Origin of the sequence: Pseudomonas sp. NFXW11, from assembly GCF_049887815.1 — a bacterium.
Classification (GTDB): domain Bacteria; phylum Pseudomonadota; class Gammaproteobacteria; order Pseudomonadales; family Pseudomonadaceae; genus Aquipseudomonas.
This window is the reverse complement of record NZ_JAGEKI010000001.1, coordinates 352530-377486: the sequence shown is the minus strand read 5'-3', so window position 1 is coordinate 377486 and position 24957 is coordinate 352530. Positions and strand designations below refer to the sequence as shown.

Below are 24957 nucleotides of genomic sequence, written 5' to 3'. Positions count from 1 at the left end.
GGGGGAATCAGACGCTGAGCAGCAGGAACTCACGTTCCCAGGAGCTGATCACGCGCTTGAAGTTCTCGTGTTCGGCGCGCTTGACCGCCACATAGCCGCGGACGAACTTGCGTCCCAGGTACTGCTCGATGGTCGGGCAGTCTTCCATGTGCGCCAGGGCGTCCTCGATGGTGATCGGCAGGCGCAGGTTGCGCCGCTCGTAGGCTCGGCCTTCCACCGGCGCACTGGGTTCCACGCCCTCGACCATGCCCAGGTAACCGCACAGCAGGCTGGCGGCGATCGCCAGGTAGGGGTTGGCGTCGGCACCGGGCAGGCGGTTTTCCACCCGCATGGCATCGGCGCTGGAGGTGGGCACCCGCAGGCCCACGGTGCGGTTCTCTTCACCCCACTCGACGTTCACCGGGGCCGAAGTGTCCGGCAGGAAGCGGCGGAACGAGTTGACGTTGGGGGCGAACATCGGCAGCACCTTGGGGATGTACTTCTGCAGGCCGCCGATGTGATGCAGGAACAATGGGCTCTTGTTGCCCTGGGCATCAACGAAAATCGGCTTGCCGGTGGCGATGTCCACCACGCTCTGGTGCAGGTGCATGGCGCTGCCGGGCTCATCGGCCACCGGCTTGGCCATGAAGGTGGCAGTGACATTGTGCTTGAGCGCCGCCTCGCGCAGGGTGCGCTTGAACACGGTGATCTGGTCCGCCAGGTCGAGGGCGTCGCCATGGCGGAAATTGATTTCCATCTGCGCCGGGCCGTCTTCGTGGATGAGCGTGTCCAGGTCCAGGCCCTGGGCTTCGCACCAGTCGTAGACGTCTTCGAACAGCGGGTCGAACTCGTTGGCGGCATCGATGGAAAACGACTGGCGACCGCTTTCCGCGCGGCCGGACCGGCCCAGGGGCGCCTTGAGCGGCAGGTCCGGGTCTTCACAGCGCTGGGTCAGGTAGAACTCCATTTCCGGGGCGACAATCGGCTGCCAGCCCTTGTCGGTGTACAGCTTGAGGACCTTCTTCAGCACGTTGCGCGGCGACAGCTCGATGGGGTTGCCGAACTTGTCGAAGGTGTCGTGGATCACGATGGCGGTGGGCTCGATGGCCCAGGGCACGAGGTAGGTGGATGACGAATCGGGGCGGCAGATCATGTCGATGTCCGCCGGGTCGAGCAGTTCGTAGTACAGGTCGTCGTCGACAAAATCCCCGGTTACCGTTTGCAGCAGGACACTTTCCGGCAGGCGCATGCCGCGCTCATGGAGGAACTTGTTGGTGGGCGCGATCTTGCCACGGGCAATGCCGGTCAGGTCACTGACCACGCACTCTACTTCGGTAATCTTGTGATCTTTCAGCCAGGAGGAAAGCTGATCGAAAGGGGCGTTCATAAAGACCTCGATGATTGTTTTTATCTGCTCCGAGGTGAGCGGGAGTATCCCGGCAAGGCTTCCCCTGCGGCGCATTGGCGACTATCTTGGGCAAGCCTTGGCGTTCCATCTATCCACTTTCAGCAGCACTAAAGCGCACCAAAAGAGTGCGCAAGGTCCCCCGATGACAGCGTCCCCTGGGCTTCAGGTCCAAGCCTTCAACACCTTCGATGTGGCCGAACAGATCCGTGCCACCCCCGGCTGGGTGCAGCACTACCAGCAGATGTCCCCCGGGCATTTCAATGGCCTGGTGCGCTACCTCGACCTCGAGGGCGTGGAGGTCTACGAGGAGTGCATGAACACCCGGGTCGAGCAGAATTTCAGCGCCCCGCAAGGCGCCCTGGCGTTCTGTTTCGATCGCAGCGACAACGCGCTCTATGTGCTCAATGGCGAGAGCCGCAATATCTGGATCACCCCGGAGAACTACCAGGAAGTGGCGGTGGTGTTCGGTGCCGATTTCCTCCGCGGCCAGGGCCTGGGTGTGGAACGCCTGGACGGCCTGTTCATGGCGCCCTTGAGCAGCCAGCAGAACGCCTTGTTCTGCGGGTGGTTGAGCAGCACCCTGACGCGCCTGTCGCAGACCTTCGACCCTTCCTGCCGCGAGGCCCTGACCCAGCAGTTGCTGGATGATTGCCTGTACATCCTCGACAACGCCTGCGTGCGCCTGGATACGGGCGGCCTGCAACGGCGCAGCGAGGAGCGGGCGATCATGCAGCGAGTGGCACAATGGGCCGCCGACGTGCCCGAGGAAACCCTCAACCTGCTGGAGCTGTCCCAGGTGGCCGAGGTGTCCCTGCGCCAGTTGCAGGGGGCGTTCAAGGCCTTCACCGGGATGAGCCCCAGCCAGTGGCTGCGCCTGCGCCGGCTCAACAGCGCGCACCGCGAACTGCTGGCCCGCGATGCCGGGCAAACCACCGTGGCCGAGGTGGCCATGCACTGGTCGTTCTGGCACCTGGGGCGCTTTTCCAGCAGCTATCGGGCGCTGTTTCGCGAGTTGCCCAGCGAGACCCTGAAGCGCCAGCGGCACCGCTGAGCCTCGGGAACAGGTTGCTCATGTGCTCCTGCGCCGTCATCCCGGGCTGATTCGCGAGGCTTGTGACAGCGCTCTATGCTCGCTATGAGCCATGGCCATCGGGGCACAGCATGATTACCACCATCGACCTGAGCAACGCCGCCGCCGCCCTGGGGGTCGGCATGCTAGTGGGCCTTGAACGCGAACGGCGCAAGGGCCAGGGGCCTCGGCGTGGCAGCGCCGGGCTGCGTACCTTCGCCATCACCGCACTGTTGGGCTTCACCAGCCTGCGGGTGGGCGGCACGCTGTTGCTGGCCACGCTGGCCATGGCCGTGGCGGTGTTGTTGACCGTGGCCTATTGGCGTAGCGAGGAAGACGACCCGGGCCTCACCAGCGAAGTGGCACTGCTGGCAGTGCTGGTGCTGGGCGCGTTATGCGACACCGCGCCACAACTGGCGCTGGCCGTTGCGGTGGTCATGACGGGTTTGCTGGCCTATCGGCAGACCCTCCATCATTTTGTGCGCAGCCAGTTGAGCGATCGGGAAATCGCCGATGGCCTGACGCTGCTGGTGGCGGCGCTGGTGATCCTGCCCTTGGCACCGGACCGGTTTATCGGCCCCTATGCCGCCTTCAACCTGCGTACCATCGGCACCTTGACCGTGTTGCTGATGGCGGTGGGGGCCTTGGGCCACATCGCGATGCGAACCCTGGGCGCGCATTACGGCTATGCCCTGAGCGCGGTAGCCTCGGGGTTCGTATCCAGCACGGTGACCATCGCCTCCATGGGGCAGCGGGTAGCCAACGCACCTGGGCAGGTCAAGACTCTCGCCGCGGCGGCGATCCTTTCCAACCTGGGCACGGTGACGCAGATCGGCCTTATCCTGACCACGGTGGAGAGCGGGTTGCTGCGTGCCATGTGGCTGCCTCTGTCACTGGGCGTCGCCTGCACGGTCCTGTATGCGGCCTGCCTGATGTTTCCTCGCTCCGACCCCGGCCGCACCGAGCCGGTCACCGACAAGGGCGCATTCAACCCCAAGCTGGCATTGATCGTGGCCTTGAGCATGACGGTCATCACCTTCGTCTCCTCGGTCACACTCAACTACTTCGGCCAGTTGGGGGTGATGCTGACGGCGCTGGTGGGCGGTTTTGCCGATGCCCATGCCTCCACGGCGTCCATTGCTTCGCTGGTGAAGTCCGGGCAACTGAACAGCACCGCCATCGCCAGCCTGGTGATGCTGGCGGTCAGCAGCAACTCCCTGAGCAAGTGCGTTCTGGCGGCCATCAGTGGCGGACGGCGCTTTGCCCTTTGGGTGATTCCGGGGCAGGTGCTGCTGACCTTGGCCATGTGGGCTGGGGCATGGCTGCAATAAGTGCCCCTGGCCCGAAAAAAGCCTGACGACTGACAAATATCAACTCAACCCTGGCCACAGCGCTCAGTCTTGAACGACCCCCTGTGATGGTTTCAAGTACCGATGCCGAGGTGAGCCATGTCGCAAACTCCGCGTTTACTCTTGATCGCCCCCCAGCAGATGCAGCGCACCCCGGCTTTTGCGCGCACCGCGGAGCTGGCCAAGGCCATGCAACTGCCGGTGCATATGGTGGCCATGGATCACCTTCAGGCCCTGACGCTGGCGGGGCTGTTCGAGAGCAGTCAGGCCCAGCAGTTGCAGGTGGCCTATCTGCAACAGCGCCGGCAATGGCTGGAACTGCAGGCGCAACCCATGCGTGAGCAGGGGCTGCAAGTGACCTGCGAGGCGCTGTGGGTCACCCAGCCGTATCAGGAGATCCAGCAATTCGCCAATGAGCTGCCCCTGGCCCTGATCATCAAGGATGCCCATGCCGAGTCGGCGATGCGGCGGATCTTCTATACCCCGCTGGACTGGCAATTGCTGCGCGACTGCACGCTGCCGGTGCATCTGGTGACCGAGGCCCGGCACCCAAGGCCGCGGCGGGTGTTGGCGATCGTCGATGTGCTGCGCAGTGAAACGCAGGATCTGCAATTCAATGATCAGATCGTCGAGGCCGCTCTGAAATTGGCCGAACAGTGCGCTGCCGAACTGGACTTGCTGCATGTGTACGACTGGGTGGCGCTCTATGCCAAGGACACGGGGGCCGCAGCGCTGCCGCTGGCCAGCGGCTTTTATGAGGCCCTGGGCAAGGCGCAGCATGATGCCTATGGCGCTTTGGCGCAGCGCCACGGCGTGCCCGCGCAGCGCAGCCACTTCATCGAGGGCTTGCCCTTGCAGCAGATCTGCCGCTTCGCCGAGGAGCAGCAGAGCGACGTGATCGTCATGGGCACCACCCAGCATCGTGGTCTGCATAAACGCCTGGGCAGTACCGCCGAGCACCTGCTGTTGCAGGCCCCCTGCAGTATCTGGGCGGTCAAGCCGCCGCGTGAATCCCAGCCATGAGATGCCCCTGGGGTGAAGTTCAGCACTGAACCAGGGCGTTGCCCGACGCTAAGGAGACACCCATGCGCATGAGTTTCCTCGGTGCCGCCGGCACTGTTACCGGCAGCAAATACCTGCTGGAGCATGAGGGCCAGCACCTGTTGGTGGACTGCGGGCTGTTCCAGGGCTACAAGCAACTGCGTCAGCACAACTGGGAGGCATTCGGCCTGCCGATGCGCGAGCTTCACGCCATTGTCCTGACCCATGCCCACCTCGATCACAGCGGTTACCTGCCGGTGCTGGTGCGCAACGGGTATCGCGGTCCGGTCTATGCCACCGCGGCGACCTGCGAGCTGGCGAAAATTCTGCTGCGCGACAGCGGTCGCTTGCAGGAAGAGGAAGCGGCCTATGCCAACCGCCATGGTTTCTCCAAGCATTCCCCGGCTTTGCCGCTGTACACCGAGCGCGATGCCGAGCAGGCGCTGAAACTCCTGCATCCGCTGCAACTGCGGCATCGGGTGGAAGTGCTGCCGGGGCTGCACCTCGAATTGCGTGGAGCCGGGCATATTCTCGGCGCCGCCACGGTCCAGATAGACGCCGCGGGCATGAGCCTGGTGTGCTCCGGGGATCTGGGGCGCATGCAGGACCCGCTGATGTTCGCCCCCGAAAGCATCGAACAAGCCGACTACCTGCTGGTGGAGTCGACCTATGGCGATCGCCTGCATCCCCGGGAGGACCCCGAGCAGCAACTGGCCGATGTCATCAACCGCACCACCCGACGGGGCGGCATTACCCTGGTGCCGTCCTTTGCCGTGGGGCGCGCGCAGCTGTTGATGTATCACCTGTATCGCCTGCGCCAGCGCCAGGCGATCGCCGACTTGCCGATCTACCTCAACAGCCCCATGGCCATCGACACCACCCATCTGTACCAGCGCTTTCGCAGTGACCACCGACTGTCCAGGGAAGAATGCGAAGGCATGTGCCATGTGGCGCACATCGTGCGCAGCACCCAGGAGTCCATGGCCCTGGACCGCCTCAAGGCCCCGGCGGTGATCATTGCCGCCAGCGGCATGGCCACCGGCGGGCGCGTGCTGTACCACCTCAAGGCATTGGCGCCCGATCCCGCCAATAGCCTGTTGATTCCAGGGTTCCAGGCCGGCGGCACTCGCGGGGCGCAGATTGTCGCCGGCGCCGAGTCGGTGCGCATCCATGGGCAGGAAGTGCCGATCCGCGCCGAGGTCAGCGCCATGCAGAGCCTGTCGGCCCACGCCGATGCCGATGAGATCATGCAGTGGCTGCGGGGCTTCAAGCGGCCGCCGAAACACACCTTTGTGGTTCATGGCGAGGCCAATGCCGCAGACACCCTGCGTCGGCGTATCAGCCTGGAACTGGGCTGGTCGGTGTCGGTGCCCGAGTACCGTGACAGCCTGGAGTTGCAGCCTTGAGCGGCGACCTATTCACTGCCGGGGTTCTGGCAACCCGTCACCCGCCGTTTCAAGCCCTCCGGGTCAAGGATCTCCACATGCTTGCCATCGATATGGATCAGGCCCTGATCCCGCAGATGGGTGAAACCCCGGCAAATGGTTTCCAGGCGCAGGCCCAGGTAGGAACCAATCTCCTCGCGGCGCATGCGCAGCACCAAGGCTCGTGATGAATAGCCTCGCAGGCTCAGGCGCTGCGACAGGTTGAGGAGAAAGGCCGCCAGGCGCTCGTCGGAGCTCATATTGCCCATCAGCAGCAACATGCCGTGATCTCGCACGATCTCCCGGCTGAGGATCTTGTGCAGGTTGTGCTGCAGCGAGGGCAGGGCCTGGGAGAGTTGCTGCAGTTGGGCAAAGGGAATCGGGCACACTTCGCAATCTTCCAGGGCAATGGCGCTGCAGGCGTGCCGATCGGTGCTGATGGCATCCAGCCCGAGGATTTCTCCGGCCATCTGGAAGCCGGTGACCTGCTCACGGCCATCCACCGATAGCACGCTGGTCTTGAAAAAACCCAGGCGCACCGCGTACAGCGAGTGCAAGGGATCCCCCGCGTGATACAGGGCGTGGCCCTTTCTCACCTTCACCCGTTGCAGGATCAGGGTGTCCAGGCGCTCCACTTCGTGATGGCTGAGGCCGATGGGCAGGCACAATTCCAGGACGCTGCAACTGGAGCAGGCGGCCTTGAGGTAGCGCACCTGAATCGGCTGAGTCTCGAATGGCGGCATGGCGTGCTCTCGTCGGTTGCAGCGGATCAGGCAGGGTGAGGAGGCTAGACCTGATGCTTAACTGTAGACCGATGGCGTATCCCACGCTGCCGCCGACTTAACCCGGCGGCAGCAGCCGCAACGGATCCACCGGCACGCCATTGGCGCGAATCTCGAAATACAGCTGCGCGCGGTCGGTGTCCTGGGAACCGGCCTCGGCGATCTTCTGGCCCTTGATCACCATCTGGCCTTCCTTGACCAGCAGCTTGCTGTTGTAGGCGTAGGTGCTGGTGTAGGACGGGCCGTGCTGGAGAATCATCAGGTTGCCGTAGCCACGCATATAGCCTGCGAACGCCACCTTGCCGCCCAGGCTGGCATGCACCGGCTGGCCTTCGCTGGTGGCCACGCGAATGCCCTGGTTGAGCTTGCCGGTGGGCGAGAAACGCCCGATCAACACCCCGCGCAGGGGCCAGGTCCAGCCTTGCAGAGTGACCTTGGGCATGGGCGGGGCAGACGGCGCAGGCCGGCTCTTGCTGGCAGTGGCCCGCGGCTTGCTGCTGGCCACTCGGGTGGCCTTGGGTGCGCCGCCGACCCGCAGCACTTGGCCGACTTCCACGGTGTAGGGCGCCTTGAGGCCGTTGAGCCGCGCCACTTCCTTCCAGTTCGTGCCGTTGCGGCTGGCAATCGAATACAGGGTATCGCCGCGCTGTACCCGGTACTCGCCGGCCTTCAGGGGGCCAGAACTGGAGGAGTTGGAACTGCAGGCCGAAAGGCTCAGCAGCAGCGCAATCAAAAGAAGTCTCAGCACAGGGCAACCATTAGATCCTGATGAAGCTCGGCCAAGCGAGCTGCCCGCGACACCTCGGGCAAGGCGGCGACTATACCTGTTTGCCGCAGCAGAGGCGCGCACTAGACCGCCGGCACCCCAGTTAAATTCAATCCGCATGTCACCGGGGCGGCTGGTTGGAGAGGGCCCCGGTTACTCTTGGAAACCGGGGCAGGGCGTGCCTCAGTGCGGCGCGCGGGGAATGGTCTTGAGCAGGTCTTCGGGGCTGATATGGCCGACGATGGCCTCGGCGGCGCTGCCCGGCAGCGGCAGGTCGAGGATGTGGCCCTTGATCTTGCCCACCACGTGCATCTCGCAGGGCTTGCAGTCGAACTTCAGGGTCAGCACTTCGTCACCGTGCACCAGTTGCATCGGCGCCACCTTGGTGCGCACCCCGGTCACGCCCTTGGCCTGCTTGGGGCACAGGTTGAAGGAGAAGCGCAGGCAGTGCTTGGTGATCATCACCGGCACATCGCCGTGCTCTTCGTGGGCCTCGAAGGCCGCATCGATCAGTTGCACCCCGTGGCGGTGGTAGAAGTCCCGGGCCTTCTGGTTGTAGACGTTGGCCAGGAACGACAGGTGCGACTCGGGGTAGACCGGCGGCGGGTTGCTCTCGGCCTTGCGCCCGCCCCGTGGGTGAGCCTCGATGCGCGCGGCATCCAGGGCCTCGATCACTTCCCGGCGCAGGGCCTTGAGCTGGGAGTTGGGGATGAAGTACGCCTGGGGCGCATCCAGCTTGATGTCGGTGGCGTGGTAGAGGGTGGTGCCCAGTTGGCCCAGCAGGTCCTGCAGTTGCCCCAGGGCCTGTTCCGGTTTGTTGGCCACGCCGAACGGGCCCTCCAGGGCGACGCTGGCGCTGATGCCTTCTTCGCTGGTGGCGGTCAGTTGCAGGCGTTCTTCACGCAGGTTGGCCTGCCAGGACAGGCCGATGCGCCGCTCGGCGGAGGTGCGGGTCAGGGCCTGCTGCCAGTTGTGGTCGAGGTTGCGGCTCAGGGGATGGTTGGGACGCAGGCGCTGCAAGGCCTCGGGCATCTCGTTGGGCTCGACCCGGTAGCGGTAGCGTTTCTCGCCGTCTTCCTCGAACTCGCCACGGGCCTCGGCGATATTGGCGCGGAAACCCACCACCTCGCGCTTGACCAGCAGGTTCAGGCCGTCGCCATTGGACAGCGGTTCGAAGGTCGCTACTTGCAGGTCGCGCTTGCCGACCTTTTCCACCACGCCCACCGGCAGGCCGGTGAAGGTCGGCGAGTCGAAGGCGCCGATATCGATCTTGCGCTCGCTGACGAAGTAGTCGGTGCTGCCGCGGTGGAAGGTCTTGTCCGGGTCGGGCACGAAGAAGTGCGCGGTGCGGCCGCTGGAGGCGCGGGCCAGGTCCGGGCGGTCTTCCAGTACGTCGTCGAGGCGCTGGCGGTAGTAGGCGGTGATGTTCTTCACATAGGCCATGTCCTTGTAGCGGCCCTCGATCTTGAACGAGCGCACGCCGGCCTCCACCAGGGCACGGATATTGGCGCTCTGGTTGTTGTCCTTCATCGACAGCAGGTGCTTTTCATAGGCGATCACGCCGCCGTGCTCGTCTTTCAGGGTGTAGGGCAGGCGGCAGGCCTGGGAGCAGTCGCCGCGGTTGGCGCTGCGGCCGGTCTGGGCGTGGGAGATGTTGCACTGCCCGGAAAACGCCACGCACAAGGCGCCGTGGATAAAGAACTCGATGGCCGCGTCGGTTTCGGCGGCGATGGCGCTGATTTCCTTGAGGTTCAGCTCACGGGCCAGCACCAGCTGGGAGAAACCGGCCTGATCGAGGAACCTGGCCCGCTCCAGGGTGCGGATATCGGTCTGGGTGCTGGCATGCAGCTCGATGGGCGGAATGTCCAGCTCCATCACCCCCAGGTCCTGGACGATCAGCGCGTCGACACCGGCGTCGTACAACTGGTGGATCAGCGTGCGCGCCGGTTCCAGTTCGTTGTCGTGGAGGATGGTGTTGAGGGTGGTGAACACCCGGGCGTGATAGCGGCGGGCGAACTCCACCAACTGGGCGATCTCGCCCACCTCGTTGCTGGCGTTGTGCCGGGCGCCGAAGCTCGGGCCGCCGATGTACACCGCGTCGGCGCCGTGCAGGATGGCTTCGCGGGCAATCGCCACGTCGCGGGCAGGGCTGAGCAGTTCCAGGTGATGTTTGGGCAAGGACATGTTTTTTTAGTCAGGCTTATCAGGGTCAAGGCGCGCATTGTAGCGGCGAAACGCTTGCCCGGCACCCGTGTACTGCCAGGTGGCGGCCGCGTATTGCCCGCGGCCGCCGCAACCGGGCGCCGACTCAGGCCTTGGCGGCCATTGCGGTGACTTCCACGCGCATGCCTGCAACCGCCAGGGCGGCCACGCCAACGGCGGCGCGCACCGGCCAGGGCTTGGCGAAGAAACGCTGGTAGACCTGGTTGAAGGCGGCGCGGTCGGCCATGTCGGTGAGGTAGATGGTCAGGTGCATGACCCGGTCCAGGGAGCTGCCGGCCCGCTCCAGGGCCACCTTGAGCGCTTGCAGGGTGCACTCGCTTTGCAGGGTGATGTCCCCCAGTTCCAGGCTGCCGTCGGCGCGGGTGGGGATCTGCGTGGACACCAGGATGCCGTTGAAATCGGCAACGTCGGAGGAGATGGAATCGGCGTCCGGGTCGGGGGTGAAGATGATGTCTTGATGGGCCATGGGGGTCTCTTGAACAGGTCGCTCGACAGAGCGGGAAAGAACAGTGGGCCAGCAGGGCTGGCTGAGTCGCCAGTCTAAACTCACCGCCGGGCGACTGGCATGGCCGGGTGCTTAAAAAATCGCTGCAGTGGTTCGTGTCTGCGCTTGCGCTCAGACAATTTCCTTCGCCACATCACCAGTCAATCCGTTACAACTCCCGAACTTGCCGCTAGTCTGCTGCCTTCGACGCAGGCCGCGATCCGCCGAGGGGCGTTGCGCAAGTGCCTGTGCCGTGCTCGAAGGGTGGTTTTTTTCCAGGTGAGGAACAGCTTTTGATCGACCGCAAGGTTAGGGCAATAGATGGCAGCACAGGATGCTTTGGCGATTTTCAACAGGCCAGTTGCCTGGTGCTCCTGGGGGACCCGGGGGCCGGCAAGAGCCATCTGTTCGAGGCCGTTGCCCAGCAGTCCGGGGCTCGCTACCTGCAGGTTCGAGAGTTCCTGCGGATCAAGCCCGGAACTGTTGCTGCGGGGAGCACGCTGTTTCTCGATGCCCTGGATGAGTACCGGGTGCATTACGGCGATGCGCCGGCGATCGACCGCCTGGTCAGTCACCTGGGGGAGTTGCAGGGGTGTCGGGTGCGCATCTCCTGTCGCAATGCCGACTGGATTCGCAGTGACGACCTGCAAGCGCTGAAAGACTGTTTTCCCCAGGAGCACGCGGTGCAGGAACTGCACCTGCTGCCCCTGGACGAAGCCGAGCAGTTGCAGGTGCTTGGCAGTTTGCCGCAGGTTGCCGAAGACTTTCTGACCCAGGCCCGGCAGCGCGGGCTGGAGGAGATGCTGGGCAACCCCTTGACCCTGCGCATGCTCGCCCAGGTGGTGGCACAAGCCCAATGGCCGCGCACCCGTCGCGAGTTGTTCGAGCGCTCTTGCCAGGTGTTGCTCAGCGAAGACAACAGCACCCACCGCAATGACCGGCGCTTGCGCGCCGAGCTCAGTGAAGCCGAATTGCTGCGTGCCGCGGGGCTGCTGTGTGCGGTGCGCTTGCTGGCGGATATCGACGGTTTCAGTGTCCAGCAGCAGGGCAGCCAGCGACTGGCGTCCCTGGCCGCGCTGAACCTGTGTCCGCCCAAGGCACTGCGAGCCGCCCTGGCCAGCCGAGTGTTCAGTGCTTGTGCCGAGCCGGGGGTGTTTGATCACAGCCACAAGGCGATTGCCGAATACCTGGCTGCCGGTTACCTCGGCGAGCTGTTCCAGGAGGGGCTGCCGCTGAGCCGGATTCGCCTGTTGCTGGGGGGCGAGGGGCGACCGGTTTCTTATCTGCGGGGCCTGCATGCCTGGTTACCGTTCACCCTCTGCGCCCATGCACTGGAGTTTATCCAGGCCGATCCGATGGGGGTGTTGCGCTACGGCGATGCGGCGTCGCTGAGCAGCCATGGCAAGCGCCAGCTGTTCCAGGCGCTGGCCGACCTGGCCGAGAGCGACCCAGGGTTCCGCGGCCAGGATTATTCCTCGCAAGCCCTGGCGGGGTTGGCGGAGCCGGCCCTGGTCGAGTGTTTCCGGGGCATCCTCGAAGCCCCGGCCAAGCACCATGAACTGAAGATCCTGGTACTCGATACTTTGCGCGTCGGCCAGCCCTTGCCGGCGTTGCTGGAAGTGCTGGCGCAGTTGCTGGCCAGCCCCGATGCCCACGCCAATGAATGCGCCTATGCCGCGCAGATACTGTCGCAGTGGGGCGAGCAGGGGCTGCAGGCCTTGCATGGGGCCTATCAGACGTTGCTCAGCGATGGCCGGGGCCGGCGCCTGCGGGCCTTTATCCTCAGCCGCGTGCTGGGCGCCGCCGATTACCCCGATCTGCTGGCGCTCTATCGGCTTAATGCCCAGCGCTTGCAGGAGCATGAAGCAGCGTTGGCCCGCTGGGAGCTGCATAAGTTGGTGGCCACCGGGGACATCCCCCAGTGCCTGGACGGCCTGCTGGCGATCGACAGCAGCGGCCTCAGCGAAGCTGCGGCCCTGGATGCGATCAATTTTATGGTGCCGTTGATCATTCGCTACCTCGGAGCTCAAGAGCCCCCGGACGAAACCCGGTTGTTTGGCTGGCTGGCCGGTTGCAGCGGCCTGTCGTCGTACAAGGGCTACCGGCCGTTCCAGGAACTTGCCGAGGCCCTGAGTAATTGCGAACAATCACGAGCGCCGGGCCTGTTGCTGCGGGCGGCGGATTATCCCGGCCTGGAGGATTTTCCATTTCCCAAGGCGCCGGCGGACAAACCGGGAGAAATCGACGCAGAGTTTGAATGCATAGAGGCAGAAGACGGCCTGGACGACCCCTTTCTGGCGCTGGTCAACAGCGCCGTGGATGGGCTTGAGCAGCAGCTGGATGGCGGTTATCCGGTGCAGGACAGCGATCCGTTTTTCCTTGGGGAAGTGCTGTTCAAGTTGATCAAGCAAGAGGCGCTGGCGGACAAACCCTGGTTCCAGGCGCTGCGCCGGGACCATTACGGTTACTACATCGACTGCCTCGCCCAGCACCTGCTGAGCGAAGTCATCACCTCTGGAATGAGCCATTGCCTGCGCTTGAAGCACACCGGGCAAGTGCCCCTGGCGGACAAGCTGGATGCGGTTCGGCAATTGCTGAAGTACGCGCCGAACCTGGACCAGACCCAGTTCTACCATCTGCTCCGGCATTACTGCCGACACCTGAGCCTGGATCAGTTCGGTCCGGAGCTCCAGGACCTGCTGGCAAAGGATGAGGCTGCGCAGCATCACGCCTTTATCACCGCCCTGGGCCTGCTGATGTCATTGGAGACCTTCGCGCCCCACCTGGAAGCGTTGGACAGCGCGGGGAAAAATGCAGTGCTCTGGTACCTGCGCGACTGGACGGGCCTGGTGCGCGGTTTCGATGGGCCCATGGACATGAGCGCCCAGCAGGTGGCGTGTTTCTGTCGCCTGATGGCTGATCAGTATCCGGCCACTCCCGAGGCCTTTGACTGGTTCACGCCCGCCAACACCAGGCCTGAGGATGCCGACGAGTTTATCTGGGCGCTGATCGGCTTTCTCGCCGGCCAGCCCTCCAGGGCCGCGGGCGAGCATCTGTTGAGCTTGCAGGTCCATCCTTCCCTGGCATCCTGGAAAGGCCATCTGAAGCACGCCTTGGCGATCTACCGCACACGCCAGCACGACGCCCAGTTCATCCGCAGCAGCTGGCAAGAGGTGCGTGACGTACTGCAAAACGGCGCACCGGCCAACATCATGCATATGCAGGCCCTGGTGCTGGACGAGCTGCACGCCGTGGCCAGCCAGCTGCGCAGCAACCTTAACGGGCACAAGTTCTTCTGGAACGAAGTCAACGGCAAGATCGACTCGCCCAAGTGGGAGAACAGCTGTCGCGACGCCCTGTTGAGCCTGTTGCGCCCGCGCCTGGATCGCCGGGGCATCAGCGCCGAGCCGGAGGGGCAGATGCTCCACGGCAATCGGGTGGATATCGCGGTGCAGCATGGTTCCATCAAGCTGGTGATCGAACTCAAGCGCACCAGCCACGTCGACTTGTGGACCTCGATCGAGAAGCAGTTGGTGGCGCTCTATACCTCGGACCCCGGAGCCCGCGGCTATGGCATCTACGGGGTGTTCTGGCATGGCCTCGGCGCGCCTATTACCCAGCGCCCTGGAGAGCCCGGGCCGCAGTCGGCTGCCGAGCTGAAGCAACAGTTGGAGGCCACCATCGCCGAGGAACTGCGGCCCTATATCAAGGTGTTCGTGCTGGATGTTTCCGGGGCTTGAGGCCTGAGGCCTCGCGGCTCAGGCCGGGGCAGTGGCCTGCACCGCCCCGTACAGGAACATCTGCAGCAGGGTCTGGGCGCTATTGGCGCTGGCTGCGCGACCCCGTTGCTCGGCATCCACCATGCCGTAGACCAGGGTGATGAACAGCTCGGTGAGAATCGCCGCGGTGATATCGATACGCAGCACGCCTTGCTGCTGACCGCGCAGAAAAAAGCCGTCCAGGGCATTCAGGTAGGAGCGCCAGGGCGCGCCGTCCCCCTGTTCAGCGAGGAAGTCGGGCCGGTACTGGGCCACCAGGAAGGCCAGCAATTCGCGGTGCGCCAGGTGCTCGCCGATCAAGCGCTCCAAGGCCGCAAGAAAGCCATCCTGCTGCAAGCGGGCATTCTCGATGATCTGTTCGAGCACCTCCCGGGCATGGGCTTCCAGGCGCTGCAGCAGGTTGTCCCGGGTGCCGCAGAAACGATGCAGCGTAGCCTTGCTCACTCCCACCATCTGCGCCAGTTCGAGCATCGAGGCGCGGGGCCGGTTGACGATTGCCGTGGTCAACAGGCGCAGCAGCCGTTCCTCATGGGGGGACGGGGTATTCGCCACTTCTCGGTAGGATTTTCCAGATGCTTGCATGGGCCGATCGGTCTCCAGAAGGGCAAAAGCTCAGGTCTTATATTGATCAAATGAGACATAGTTGACTCATTAGGGTTTGAAACGTACCATTCGATCCGTTTTCAATCAACCCTCGGGTGAGTCATGGGCAAGTTGCGTGCAGTAGGAATGGCTGGGTCATTGGCAGTAGCCATCGCATTGGCCGGGTGTGGTCCAACAGGTGAACAGAGCGCCGCCGTGGAAGTGGCGCGTCCGGTAGAGGTGCTGGCGGTGGCCAGCGAGCCTTTGGCGCTGGTCTCGGAATTGCCGGGTCGGGTCGAGCCGGTGCGGGTGGCGCAAGTGCGTGCCCGGGTGGCGGGCATTGTTCTGCACAAACGTTTTGTCGAAGGGGCTGACGTCAAGGCCGGCGATCTGTTGTTCCAGATCGACCCTGCGCCGTTCAAGGCCGCGGTGGCGCGGGCCGAGGGCGAGCTGGCCCGGGCCCAGTCCGGAATGCTCGAAGCCCAGGCGCGGGTCAAGCGCTATGAGCCGCTGGTGAAGATCGAAGCCGTGAGCCAGCAGGATTACGACAGCGCTACCGCCGAACTGCGGCGGACCCAGGCGGCCACTCGTTCTGCCGAGGCCGACCTGCAGACCGCGCGCCTGAACCTGGGCTATGCCTCGGTCACCGCGCCGATTTCCGGCCGTGTGGGCCGGGCGCTGGTCACCGAAGGCGCGCTGGTGGGGCAGGGCGACGCCACCCTGATGGCGCGCATCCAGCAACTGGACCCGGTGTATGTGGACTTCACCCAGCCGGCGGCCGATGTCTTGCGCCTGCGTGAAGCCCTGAAGAACGGCACCTTGGCCGCCGATTCGCAGCAAGGCTTGTCGGTGCGCATCGAAGGCACCTCCTACGAGCGCAAGGGCTCGCTGCTGTTCACCGATGTGGCGGTGGACCCGGGCACCGGCCAAGTGGCCCTGCGCGGCCAGTTCGACAACCGTGACGGCAACCTGCTGCCCGGCATGTATGTGCGCGTGCACACCCCCCAGGGCACCGACAGCCAGGCGATCCTGGTGCCACAGCGTGCAGTGCAGCGCAGCCCCGACGGCAGTGCCTCGGTGCTGGTGATGGACGACGACGGCCGTGCCCAGCAGCGCCCAGTGCAGACCGGCGCCATGCAGGGCGCGCGCTGGCAGATCCGGGACGGCCTGAAGGCCGGCGACCGGGTGATTGTCAGTGGCCTGGCGGGCCTGCAGCCGGGGACCAAGGTCGAGCCCAAGAGTGCCCTGGCCACAGCGTCCGGGTCTCAACAGTAAGGGCGAAATCGCCGCGAGGATTCTTCGATGTCGCAATTTTTCATCAGACGCCCCAACTTTGCCTGGGTGGTCGCGCTATTCATTTCACTGGCTGGCTTGCTGGTTATCTCCAAGTTGCCAGTGGCACAGTACCCCAACGTGGCGCCACCTCAGATCATGGTGACCGCTACCTATCCCGGCGCTTCGGCCAAGGTGCTGGTGGAGTCGGTCACCAGCGTGCTCGAGGAGTCGCTCAACGGCGCCAAGGGCCTGCTGTATTTCGAGTCCACCAACAACTCCAACGGCACGGCCGAGATTGTCGTCACCTTCGTCCCGGGCACCGATCCGGACCTGGCCCAGGTAGACGTGCAGAACCGCCTGAAGAAGGCTGAGGCGCGCCTGCCCCAGGCCGTGCTGACCCAGGGCCTGCAGGTGGAGCAGAGCAGCGCCGGTTTCCTGCTGATCTACGCCCTGAACTACAAGGACGGCACCCAGCACACCAACACCACGGCCCTGGGCGACTATGCCGCGCGTAACATAAACAACGAGTTGCGGCGCCTGCCGGGGGTCGGCAAGTTGCAGTTCTTCTCCTCGGAAGCGGCGATGCGGGTCTGGATCGAACCGCAGAAGCTGGTGGGCTATGGCCTGTCCATCGATGACGTGAGCAACGCCATCCGCGAACAGAACGTGCAGGTACCCGCCGGTGCTTTCGGCAGTACCCCGGGCAGCAGCGTCCAGGAGCTGACCGCGACCCTGGCAGTCAAGGGCACGCTGAACAACCCGCAGGAATTCAGCCAGATCGTCCTGCGGGCCAATCAGGACGGCTCCACGGTGAAGCTGGCGGATGTCGCGCGGGTGGAACTGGGCCAGGAAAACTACAACATCTCCTCGCGCCTCGACGGCACTCCCGCAGTAGGCGGCGCGATCCAGCTGTCGCCGGGGGCCAACGCCATCCAGACCGCGGGGCTGGTCAAGCAGCGCCTGGCGGAACTCTCGGCGTTCTTCCCCGAGGACGTGCAGTACTCGATACCTTATGACACCTCGCGCTTTGTCGACGTGGCCATCGAAAAGGTCGTGCATACCCTGATCGAAGCCATGGTCCTGGTGTTCCTGGTGATGTTCCTGTTCCTGCAGAACGTGCGCTACACCCTGATCCCGTCGATCGTGGTGCCGGTGTGCCTGCTGGGCACGCTGCTGGTGATGTACCTGCTGGGTTTCTCGGTGAACATGATGACCATGTTCGGCATGGTGCTGGCCATCGGCATCCTGGTGGACGATGCCATTGTGGTGGTGGAGAACGTCGAGCGGATCATGGCCGAGGAGGGGCTGTCGCCGGCCGATGCCACCCTCAAGGCAATGCAGCAGGTATCCGGGGCCATTGTCGGTATCACCCTGGTGCTGTCGGCGGTGTTCCTGCCGCTAGCCTTTATGTCCGGTTCGGTGGGGGTGATCTACCAGCAGTTCTCGGTATCCCTGGCGGTCTCCATTCTGTTTTCCGGCTTCCTGGCCCTGACCTTCACCCCGGCGCTGTGCGCCACCCTGCTCAAGCCGATTGCCGCAGGGCATCACGAGAAGCGCGGGTTCTTCGGCGCCTTCAACCGCGGTTTCGCGCGGATGACCGAGCGCTATTCGCTGCTCAATGGCGCACTGGTCAAGCGCGCCGGGCGCTTCATGCTGGTGTATGGCGGCATTGTCGCGGTGCTCGGCTACAGCTACCTGCGCCTGCCGGAAGCCTTCGTGCCCAGCGAAGACCTGGGCTACATGGTGGTCGACGTGCAACTGCCGCCAGGCGCCAGCCGCGTGCGTACCAATGCCACCGGCGAACAGCTGGAGGCCTACCTCAAGTCCCGCGAGGCGGTGTCCTCGGCATTCGTGATCTCGGGTTTCAGCTTCTCCGGCCAGGGCGACAATGCGGCGCTGGCCTTCCCGACCTTCAAGGACTGGTCCGAGCGCGATGCACAGCAGTCGGCCGCGGCGGAAGTGGCGGCGCTCAACGAGCACTTTGCGGTGCCCGACGACGGCACGGTGATGGCGGTGTCGCCACCGCCGATCAACGGCCTGGGCAACTCCGGTGGCTTCGCCCTGCGCCTGATGGACCGTGGCGGCGTTGGCCGCGAAGCCTTGCTGCAAGCCCGCGATACCTTGCTGACCCAAGCCTACGGCAACCCGGTGTTCCTCTACGCGATGATGGAAGGCCTGGCCGAAGCGCCACAGCTGCGCCTGAAGATCGACCGCGAGAAGGCCCGCGCCCTGGGGGTGAGTTTCAGCACCATTGGCAGCACCCTGTCGGCGGCTTTCGGTTCCGACGTGATCAACGACTTCACCAACGCTGGGCGTCAGCAACGGGTGGTGATCCAGGCCGAGCAGGGCGAGCGCATGACCCCGGAAAGCGTGCTCAAGCTCTACGCGCCCAACCAGCAGGGTGAGCAGGTGCCGTTCAGTGCCTTTGTCACCACGGAGTGGGAAGAGGGCCCGGTGCAACTGGTGCGCTACAACGGCTACCCGTCGATCCGTATCGTAGGTGACGCCGGCCCCGGCTTCAGCACCGGCCAGGCCATGGCCGAGATGGAACGCCTGGCGGCGCAACTGCCGGCCGGCATCGGCTACGAGTGGACCGGCCTGTCCTACCAGGAGAAGGTTTCCAGCGGCCAGGCCACGGCCCTGTTCGCCCTGGCCATCCTGGTGGTGTTCATGCTGCTGGTGGCGCTGTACGAGAGCTGGTCGATCCCGCTGTCGGTGATGCTGATCGTGCCGATCGGCGCGGTGGGCGCGGTACTCGCGGTCAGCCTGGTGGGCATGCCCAACGACCTGTACTTCAAGGTCGGCCTGATCACCATCATCGGCCTGTCGGCGAAGAACGCGATCCTCATCGTCGAGTTCGCCAAGGAGCTCTGGGAGAAGGGCTACAGCCTGCGTGACGCTGCCATCGAGGCCGCGCGCCTGCGCTTCCGGCCGATCGTCATGACCTCCATGGCCTTCATTCTCGGCGTGGTGCCCCTGGCCCTGGCCACCGGCGCCGGCGCGGCCAGCCAGCGTGCGATCGGCACCGGGGTGATCGGCGGCATGCTCAGCGCCACCCTGCTGGGGGTGATTTTCGTACCTATCTGTTTTGTCTGGGTGCTGTCGCTGCTGCGCAGTAAACCCGCCGTGCTCGAGCACGCGGCCGAGGGCCAGGAGTGATGCGCATGCCTATACGAAGTCTTTCCCTGTCGCTGTTGCTGGCCCTGGGCGGTTGCTCTCTGGCGCCGACTTACCAGCGCCCTGAAGCGCCAGTGGCCGCCAGCTGGGAGCAGCCGGCCACGGCGTCGGGGCAGCGCATTGGCGAGCTGGACTGGCAGGGCTTTATCCTCGACCCGCAACTGCGGCGGCTGGTGGGCATCGCCCTGGACCACAACCGTTCGCTGCGCCAGACCTTGCTGGATATCGAGCAGGCCCGGGCCCAGTACCGCATCCAGCGTGCCGACCGAGTGCCGGGGCTGAACGCCGGGGCTTCGGGCAATCGCCAGCGCTTGCCGGCGGATCTGGCCAGCAGTGGCCAGGCCGGGGTCGCCAGTACCTACCAGGTGGGCCTGGCCCTGCCGGAGTACGAACTGGACCTGTTCGGCCGGGTCAAGAGCCTCAGCGACGCGGCGCTGCAGCAGTACCTGGCCACCGAGGAGGCTGGGCGTGCGGCGCGCATCGCCCTGATCGCCGAAGTCAGCCAGGCCTACCTGCAGCTCGACGGCGCCCAGCGACGCCTGGAACTGACCCAGCAGACCCTGGTCAGCCGCGAATATTCCTTCGCCCTGATCAGCCGCCAGCGTGCGGTGGGCACCGCCGGTGCCCTGGACTACCAGGAAGCCCTGGGGTTGGTGGAGCAATCCCGGGCCGACCAGGAAAACAACCTGCGCCAGCAGCAACAGGCGTTCAACGCCCTGGTGCTGCTGTTGGGCAGCGCGGATGCGGCGAAGTCCATTGGCGACCCGCGTCAGGAGCGGCCGCAACTGCTGCAGGACATCGCCGCCGGTTCACCATCGAGCCTGATCGAGCGACGCCCGGACATCCTCGCCGCCGAGCACCGATTGCAGGCGCGCAATGCCGATATCGGCGCGGCACGGGCGGCGTTCTTTCCGCGCATCAGCCTGACCGGCAGCCTGGGCACCTCCAGTGCGCAGATGTCCGGGCTGTTCGATGGCGGTTCGCGTTCCTGGAGTTTCGTGCCGACCCTGTCGCTGCCAATTTTCGACGGCGGGCGCAACAGCGCCAACCTGAGCCTGGCCGAGGCACGCAAGGACTCCGCCGTGGCCGCCTACGAGGCCACGGTGCAGAGTGCATTTCGTGAAGTGGCGGACGCCCTGGCGGCCAGCGACACCCTGCGCCGCGAGGAAGCGGCCCGGCGTGCCCTGGCGGACACCAGCGAGCAATCGCTGAAACTGGCCAAGGCCCGCTACGAGGCCGGCATCGACAGCCACCTGCGTTACCTGGACGCCCAGCGCAGCCGCTTCGTCAACGAAACCAGCTTGATCGAAGTCAGCACCCAGCGGCAGATCGCCCTGGTGGACCTGTTCCGCGCCCTGGGCGGTGGTTGGCCGGAAACCACTCAAGCCAGTCGCTAAGACTCGGCAATGGCTCCTTTGGTTGGCCGCAACCAACCAATTTTAGCCCCGTCGCCCCTTGGGTTGCGGGGCTCTTTTTTGGCCCGGAGAAAGCCTCGGGGCAAATTCCTGGGGCAAGGCTTAGGCCGATGCCGCGGCTCCATGCAGGAACATCTGCTCCAGCACCTTGGCCGAGTTGGCGCTGGCGGCGCGTCCGCGGCGCTCGGCGTCGACCATGCCGAAAATCAGGGTCAGGAACAGTTCGGTGAACACTGCGGCGCTGATATCGATACGGAAGGTGCCCAGTTGCTGGCCCCGCAGGAAGAAGGCGTCCAGCGCCTCGGTGTAGGACTTCCAGCGAGCGTCCTCCTGGCCCAGGGTGTCGGGACGGTACTGGAACAGCAGGAACACCAGCATCTCGCGCTCGGCCAGGTGTTCGGCGATCAGCGTGCGCAAGGCTTCCATGGGCTCGGCTTGCTGCAAGTCGATGGCCTGGATGGTGCGGTTGAGCACGGCATCGCCATGTTCTTCCATCAACTGCACCAGTTTGTCGCGGGTGCCGCAGAAGCGGTGCAGGGTGGCCTTGCTGACGCCGGCGGCCTCGGCCAGGTCCTTGAGCGTGGCCCGGGGGCGGTCGACGAAGGCCAGGGCCAGCGCCTTGATCAGTCGTTCGTCTTGGGGCGTCAGGGACATCAGTGAACCTCGGGTGAATAGACAAGTGCAGGCATTGTGCAGAAATAGCCGCGGGCTTCAACGCCAATCAGCGCCCAGGGGGGCAAAAAAACGCCTGGATGCCATGGGCCAGAGCGCTTTATCCGCATATTCCAAGCCTGTTTGCAGGTTGTTCCGGCGTTTTGTGTCGCAAGCACAACGGGGCAAATTTATCACAGCTAAGAATCTTGACGCAGCTAAGATTGACCCCTAGCCTCGTGACACAACAACCCACCCACAGAGGTAACCTTCATGTCCGAACTGCAACTGCAAGCCCCGGCCCAGGCCTCCCTGCAACGCTGGCACGCCATGGTCGCCAGCCAGGATCTCGGCGCCTTGACGGAAATCCTCGCGCCCCAGGCGCTGTTCCGCTCGCCCATGGCCCACACGCCATACCCCGGGGCGCAGGTGGTGGCGACCATCCTTGGTACGGTGCTCAGGGTGTTCGAAGATTTCGCCTACCACCGCGAGCTGGCCACGGCCGATGGCCTGAGCGTGGTGCTGGAGTTCAGTGCGCGGGTGGGGGACAAACAGTTGAAGGGCATCGACATGATCCGCTTCGATGAGCAAGGCAAGATCGTCGAATTCGAGGTGATGGTGCGGCCCATGAGCGGGCTGCAAGCCCTGGGCGAAGAGATGGGCCGGCGCTTGTCCGGCTATCTGGCGGCGCACAAGGGCGCCAAGGGTTAGGCAACACCTCTTGGGAAAAGGCGGCGATCAGTCTTCGTCCGTGGCCTCGGGTGTCAGCCAGGAGGCCAGCACCCGGCGGTCGAGTTCTTCCCATTCGGCCATGCCCAGCACCCGGGTGGTGTTCAGGCCGCGCAAGTAGCCACGCAGTTGCCAGGCCACCGCCAGGTGCGCCTCGGCCGACAGGCTGGCATCGGCCAGGGCGCTTTCGTATTCGATCAGGTAGTCGGCCACCCGCTCGCGGAATTCCGGCAGTACAGCGTCGCGGATCAAGTCAAAGGTTCGCACACAATAATCCTTGTTCTAGTTGTAGTAGGGGCTGCCAGGCAGTCTGCACGGGGCGTCACTATCGGTTCAAGTGATAGTCACAATCAAGCCAGGCAAATACTGTCGGGGTCACTGATCTGGGATAATCGCCGCCAGCAAAAACCATGATCGCAAGGGCGGCGCCGTGAAGCCGGCCCCTTGCGCACCGAACCCGGCTTACACCTCAGGATGACCCGATGCGCGCTTTACTCGTTCCCGCCATGACCCTGGCCACTCTGCTGCTGAGCGCCTGTGCCTCGGCGCCCAACGACCCGAGCCTGGTGCTGCAGACCCACAAGACCCCCAGCGAATACGCCGATTGCGTGGTGCCCAAACTGCAGCGCGATGCCCAGGCCCCGACCGTGTCGCAGAACCAGCGCGGCTATCGGATCGTGGTGTCGAGCAAGGTGGCGGCGGACAATGTCCTGGAAGCCTACAAGGCGCCCAATGGCGGCAAGGTGTTCCTCTATGAACGGCACTTGCTGGCGTCGAGCTTCACCCCTTCGCATTTCGAGCGAGTGGCCCAGGACTGCCTGTAACGCGGCGCGTGGCCTACCTAGCAGTGGAACAGCCCCTGTTCGTCAAGATGCACCCGGCCCTGGGCCAGCAGTTCGTCCAGGTGCTGGTTGAGGGTGCGGGTCTCGGCGTCCTCGACCCAGGGGCCGCTAAAGCCCTGGGGGTACAGCAGTCGCCGTTGCACCAATTGCGCAAGGTTCAGGGGCTGGTCCTGCAACCAGTTCAACAGGCGCTGCTCGCGCTCATCGATCTTGCCAGCGAAAATCGCCAGGTGGTCGAGGAAACGCTGGCGGTCGGTGTAGACCCCGCGATGATGGGAGGTGACCCAGACCCGTGCCGGAATTTGCGCCAGGCGCTCAAGGCTGCGGCGAAAATCCCCCAGGCTGGATGAAGCATCGGCGTAGTAGGGACCGAAGCCGGTGAGGTCGATATCGCCAATGAACAGCACGCCCTCGGGTTCCACCAGCAGCGCCGTATGCCCAGCTGTATGCCCTGGCAGATGCAGGGCGCGGATGCTGCTGCCCCCCAGCTCCCAACATGCGCCATCTTCATAACCCAAGGCATCGGGGCGTGGTGTGTAGAAGAACTCGCGCTGCAGCTTGTCGAGCATCTGGGCTGCGCGATCCTTGTCAGCGATGCCGAAACTGGCCTGCAAGCCCTGCCAACTGCGGGCCGCCGCCAGATCGGCCTGGTGCACATAGACCTTGGCCTGGGGCACGCGGTGCAGGCCGGCCATATGGTCTTCATGGGCGTGGCCCAGCACCACCAGCTCACTGCTGTCGAACAATGGGCCTATATGATTGGCCACCAGCGGCGTATCCAGGGCGGCGCGGGTGTCGGTGCCACGGATCAGGATCTGGTTGCCGTCCGGGTACTTGCCGTTCCTGGCACCGAAGAAAATCGCCACCCGGCCGAAATCCAGGCGCTCCAGGGCGATGGGGGGAAGCTGGTTGGGACTCTGGCGGGGATCGCTGGACATGCTGGCAGGCTCCTGGCTGGCATGGGGGCCACTGTGTCGCGGGCCCCGCTACTGGAAAAACCGCCACGCAGCCCAGGGCTGCGCCCGGCACTCTTGGCACCGCAGCAGCCTAGCATTGCGGCCAGGAGTGTGTGACGGCCTTCAGCGGGTCGCCAGCCACGCTTTGCACCGCCGAATGCCAAGATCCCAGCGCAATTGGCCCGCGAACCGGGCACCTGGCGTGCCCCGCAAGCCTAGTTCGACGCGGGCCTGTTGCATGCCGTCAATGCCCGTTCATTCAGCGAATTGCCCAGGCCGCGCTATTGCGCCGACGCGCAACCCGGCAGCCGCTTGCGCAATGACTAGGCGATACGCGCCTTGCCAGGTTGAATGTCGAGATCCCCGCGCAGCTGCCGTTCCGCCAGCGACTATAAGCGAAGGTTGTGCCCCTGAGCTGAGCCCGGAACCTGCCGGCCGGCAGTCTGGCGCTGCCGACCGGTGGGTTTTCAGGCCACCCGCAACGGCTGGCCCCAGCGGTTATGGTCCGGGCGCTGCGGGTCGGCCCCTGGGCAATGCTCGGAACTCATGCGCGCCTTCTTCTCCACATCGCAACCGCACAATGCGCAACGGGCCCGGGTTTTCAGCAGCCGGTGCAGGGCACTGGCGGCGTCGTCCGAGGGCCTGAGGTTGGGGCAGGCCAGGCAGGCCCCCAGGCGTTGTTCGAGCAGCCCATCGTCCACCACCGAAAACCCCACGCTGCCCCAGCGCGCCAGGGCACCGGAAGCCTGTTTCATCAGTGCCACGGCACTCTGCTCAAGCTTTGGCTCGGGCTCGGTGGCTGGCGGCGGGCGCACCGGGTTGGCCAGCAAATTGTCGAGAAAGGCCGGCGTACGCCGGCAGATCAACAGGTTGCGGGCATATTCCTCGGACTGCAGCGCCGCGATCAACACCTCGGGGGCGACCGGGTTGCTCAGTTCGAGGATATCGGCCAGTTGCCGGCAACCGTCCTCGATGGAGCGCAGGCGGATACCACTGATCTCTTGTAGCTCGCTCATGCTGGCAATC

At 64.7% G+C, this 24957-nt stretch carries 20 protein-coding genes; 10 read left to right on the top strand and 10 right to left on the bottom strand.

The window, feature by feature from the left end; translation table 11 throughout:
* Positions 1 to 7: 7 nt before the first annotated feature.
* A complete protein-coding gene (locus J4P02_RS01680; RefSeq protein WP_426187122.1) occupies positions 8 to 1366 on the bottom strand; it encodes a glutamine synthetase family protein in 1359 nt (452 codons plus the stop codon).
* A 163-nt stretch (positions 1367 to 1529) separates the two neighbouring features.
* Between J4P02_RS01680 and J4P02_RS01675 the strand changes: the two genes are divergently transcribed.
* The 4 genes from J4P02_RS01675 (at position 1530) to J4P02_RS01660 (ending at position 6252) form a co-directional block, all read left to right on the top strand.
* Positions 1530 to 2438 (top strand): helix-turn-helix domain-containing protein, encoded by a 909-nt coding sequence (locus J4P02_RS01675; protein WP_426187120.1) that lies wholly within the window; start codon positions 1530 to 1532, stop codon positions 2436 to 2438.
* Positions 2439 to 2548: 110 nt separating this feature from the next.
* The gene (locus J4P02_RS01670; RefSeq protein WP_426187118.1) at positions 2549 to 3787 is read left to right on the top strand and encodes an MgtC/SapB family protein; all 1239 of its coding nucleotides are present in this window, start codon (positions 2549 to 2551) and stop codon (positions 3785 to 3787) included.
* 117 nt (positions 3788 to 3904) lie between these two features.
* Positions 3905 to 4828, top strand: coding sequence for a universal stress protein (locus J4P02_RS01665; protein WP_426187116.1), 924 nt, complete (start codon positions 3905 to 3907; stop codon positions 4826 to 4828).
* A 62-nt stretch (positions 4829 to 4890) separates the two neighbouring features.
* Complete coding sequence (locus J4P02_RS01660) at positions 4891 to 6252, top strand: MBL fold metallo-hydrolase RNA specificity domain-containing protein (RefSeq protein WP_426187114.1); 1362 nt, start codon at positions 4891 to 4893, stop codon at positions 6250 to 6252.
* 8 nt (positions 6253 to 6260) lie between these two features.
* Here J4P02_RS01660 and fnr read toward each other — a convergent pair whose 3' ends face one another.
* The 4 genes from fnr to J4P02_RS01640 all read right to left on the bottom strand — a co-directional run bounded on the left by fnr (position 6261) and on the right by J4P02_RS01640 (position 10507).
* Positions 6261 to 7013, bottom strand: a complete 753-nt coding sequence (gene fnr / locus J4P02_RS01655) for a fumarate/nitrate reduction transcriptional regulator Fnr (protein ID WP_426187112.1) — start codon at positions 7011 to 7013, stop codon at positions 6261 to 6263.
* A gap of 97 nt (positions 7014 to 7110) precedes the next feature.
* A complete protein-coding gene (locus J4P02_RS01650) occupies positions 7111 to 7800 on the bottom strand; it encodes a peptidoglycan DD-metalloendopeptidase family protein (protein ID WP_426187111.1) in 690 nt (229 codons plus the stop codon).
* Positions 7801 to 8001: 201 nt separating this feature from the next.
* Positions 8002 to 10002: a peptidase U32 family protein gene (locus J4P02_RS01645; protein ID WP_426187109.1), complete on the bottom strand. Its 2001-nt coding sequence runs from the start codon at positions 10000 to 10002 to the stop codon at positions 8002 to 8004.
* Between the two features lie 124 nt (positions 10003 to 10126).
* Positions 10127 to 10507: a RidA family protein gene (locus J4P02_RS01640; RefSeq protein ID WP_426187107.1), complete on the bottom strand. Its 381-nt coding sequence runs from the start codon at positions 10505 to 10507 to the stop codon at positions 10127 to 10129.
* 311 nt (positions 10508 to 10818) lie between these two features.
* On the opposite strand from J4P02_RS01640, the gene J4P02_RS01635 reads away from it, so the two are divergent.
* Entirely contained in the window at positions 10819 to 14265 is a 3447-nt protein-coding gene (locus tag J4P02_RS01635) for an NACHT domain-containing protein (RefSeq protein WP_426187105.1), read from the top strand.
* A gap of 18 nt (positions 14266 to 14283) precedes the next feature.
* Here the strand turns inward: J4P02_RS01635 and J4P02_RS01630 are convergent, their stop codons facing one another.
* Complete coding sequence (locus tag J4P02_RS01630; RefSeq protein WP_426187103.1) at positions 14284 to 14886, bottom strand: TetR/AcrR family transcriptional regulator; 603 nt, start codon at positions 14884 to 14886, stop codon at positions 14284 to 14286.
* A 123-nt stretch (positions 14887 to 15009) separates the two neighbouring features.
* Between J4P02_RS01630 and J4P02_RS01625 the strand changes: the two genes are divergently transcribed.
* Genes J4P02_RS01625 through J4P02_RS01615 form a run of 3 tightly spaced genes read left to right on the top strand, consistent with a single transcriptional unit; the run spans position 15010 to position 20735 of the window.
* Complete coding sequence (locus tag J4P02_RS01625; RefSeq protein ID WP_426187101.1) at positions 15010 to 16161, top strand: MexC family multidrug efflux RND transporter periplasmic adaptor subunit; 1152 nt, start codon at positions 15010 to 15012, stop codon at positions 16159 to 16161.
* 27 nt (positions 16162 to 16188) lie between these two features.
* Positions 16189 to 19320, top strand: a complete 3132-nt coding sequence (locus J4P02_RS01620; protein ID WP_426187099.1) for a multidrug efflux RND transporter permease subunit — start codon at positions 16189 to 16191, stop codon at positions 19318 to 19320.
* Between the two features lie 5 nt (positions 19321 to 19325).
* Positions 19326 to 20735, top strand: a complete 1410-nt coding sequence (locus J4P02_RS01615) for an efflux transporter outer membrane subunit (protein ID WP_426187097.1) — start codon at positions 19326 to 19328, stop codon at positions 20733 to 20735.
* Between the two features lie 120 nt (positions 20736 to 20855).
* On the opposite strand, the gene J4P02_RS01610 is transcribed toward J4P02_RS01615, so the two are convergent.
* The gene (locus J4P02_RS01610) at positions 20856 to 21407 is read right to left on the bottom strand and encodes a TetR/AcrR family transcriptional regulator (protein WP_426187095.1); all 552 of its coding nucleotides are present in this window, start codon (positions 21405 to 21407) and stop codon (positions 20856 to 20858) included.
* 270 nt (positions 21408 to 21677) lie between these two features.
* Between J4P02_RS01610 and J4P02_RS01605 the strand changes: the two genes are divergently transcribed.
* On the top strand, positions 21678 to 22115 hold the full coding sequence (locus J4P02_RS01605; RefSeq protein ID WP_426187093.1) for a nuclear transport factor 2 family protein: 438 nt from the start codon (positions 21678 to 21680) through the stop codon (positions 22113 to 22115).
* A gap of 27 nt (positions 22116 to 22142) precedes the next feature.
* Here J4P02_RS01605 and J4P02_RS01600 read toward each other — a convergent pair whose 3' ends face one another.
* A complete protein-coding gene (locus J4P02_RS01600) occupies positions 22143 to 22400 on the bottom strand; it encodes a hypothetical protein (RefSeq protein ID WP_426187091.1) in 258 nt (85 codons plus the stop codon).
* A gap of 215 nt (positions 22401 to 22615) precedes the next feature.
* On the opposite strand from J4P02_RS01600, the gene J4P02_RS01595 reads away from it, so the two are divergent.
* Complete coding sequence (locus J4P02_RS01595; protein ID WP_426187089.1) at positions 22616 to 22957, top strand: hypothetical protein; 342 nt, start codon at positions 22616 to 22618, stop codon at positions 22955 to 22957.
* 17 nt (positions 22958 to 22974) lie between these two features.
* Here the strand turns inward: J4P02_RS01595 and J4P02_RS01590 are convergent, their stop codons facing one another.
* Entirely contained in the window at positions 22975 to 23913 is a 939-nt protein-coding gene (locus J4P02_RS01590) for an MBL fold metallo-hydrolase (protein ID WP_426187087.1), read from the bottom strand.
* A gap of 485 nt (positions 23914 to 24398) precedes the next feature.
* Complete coding sequence (locus J4P02_RS01585; RefSeq protein ID WP_426187085.1) at positions 24399 to 24947, bottom strand: hypothetical protein; 549 nt, start codon at positions 24945 to 24947, stop codon at positions 24399 to 24401.
* Positions 24948 to 24957 lie beyond the last annotated feature (10 nt).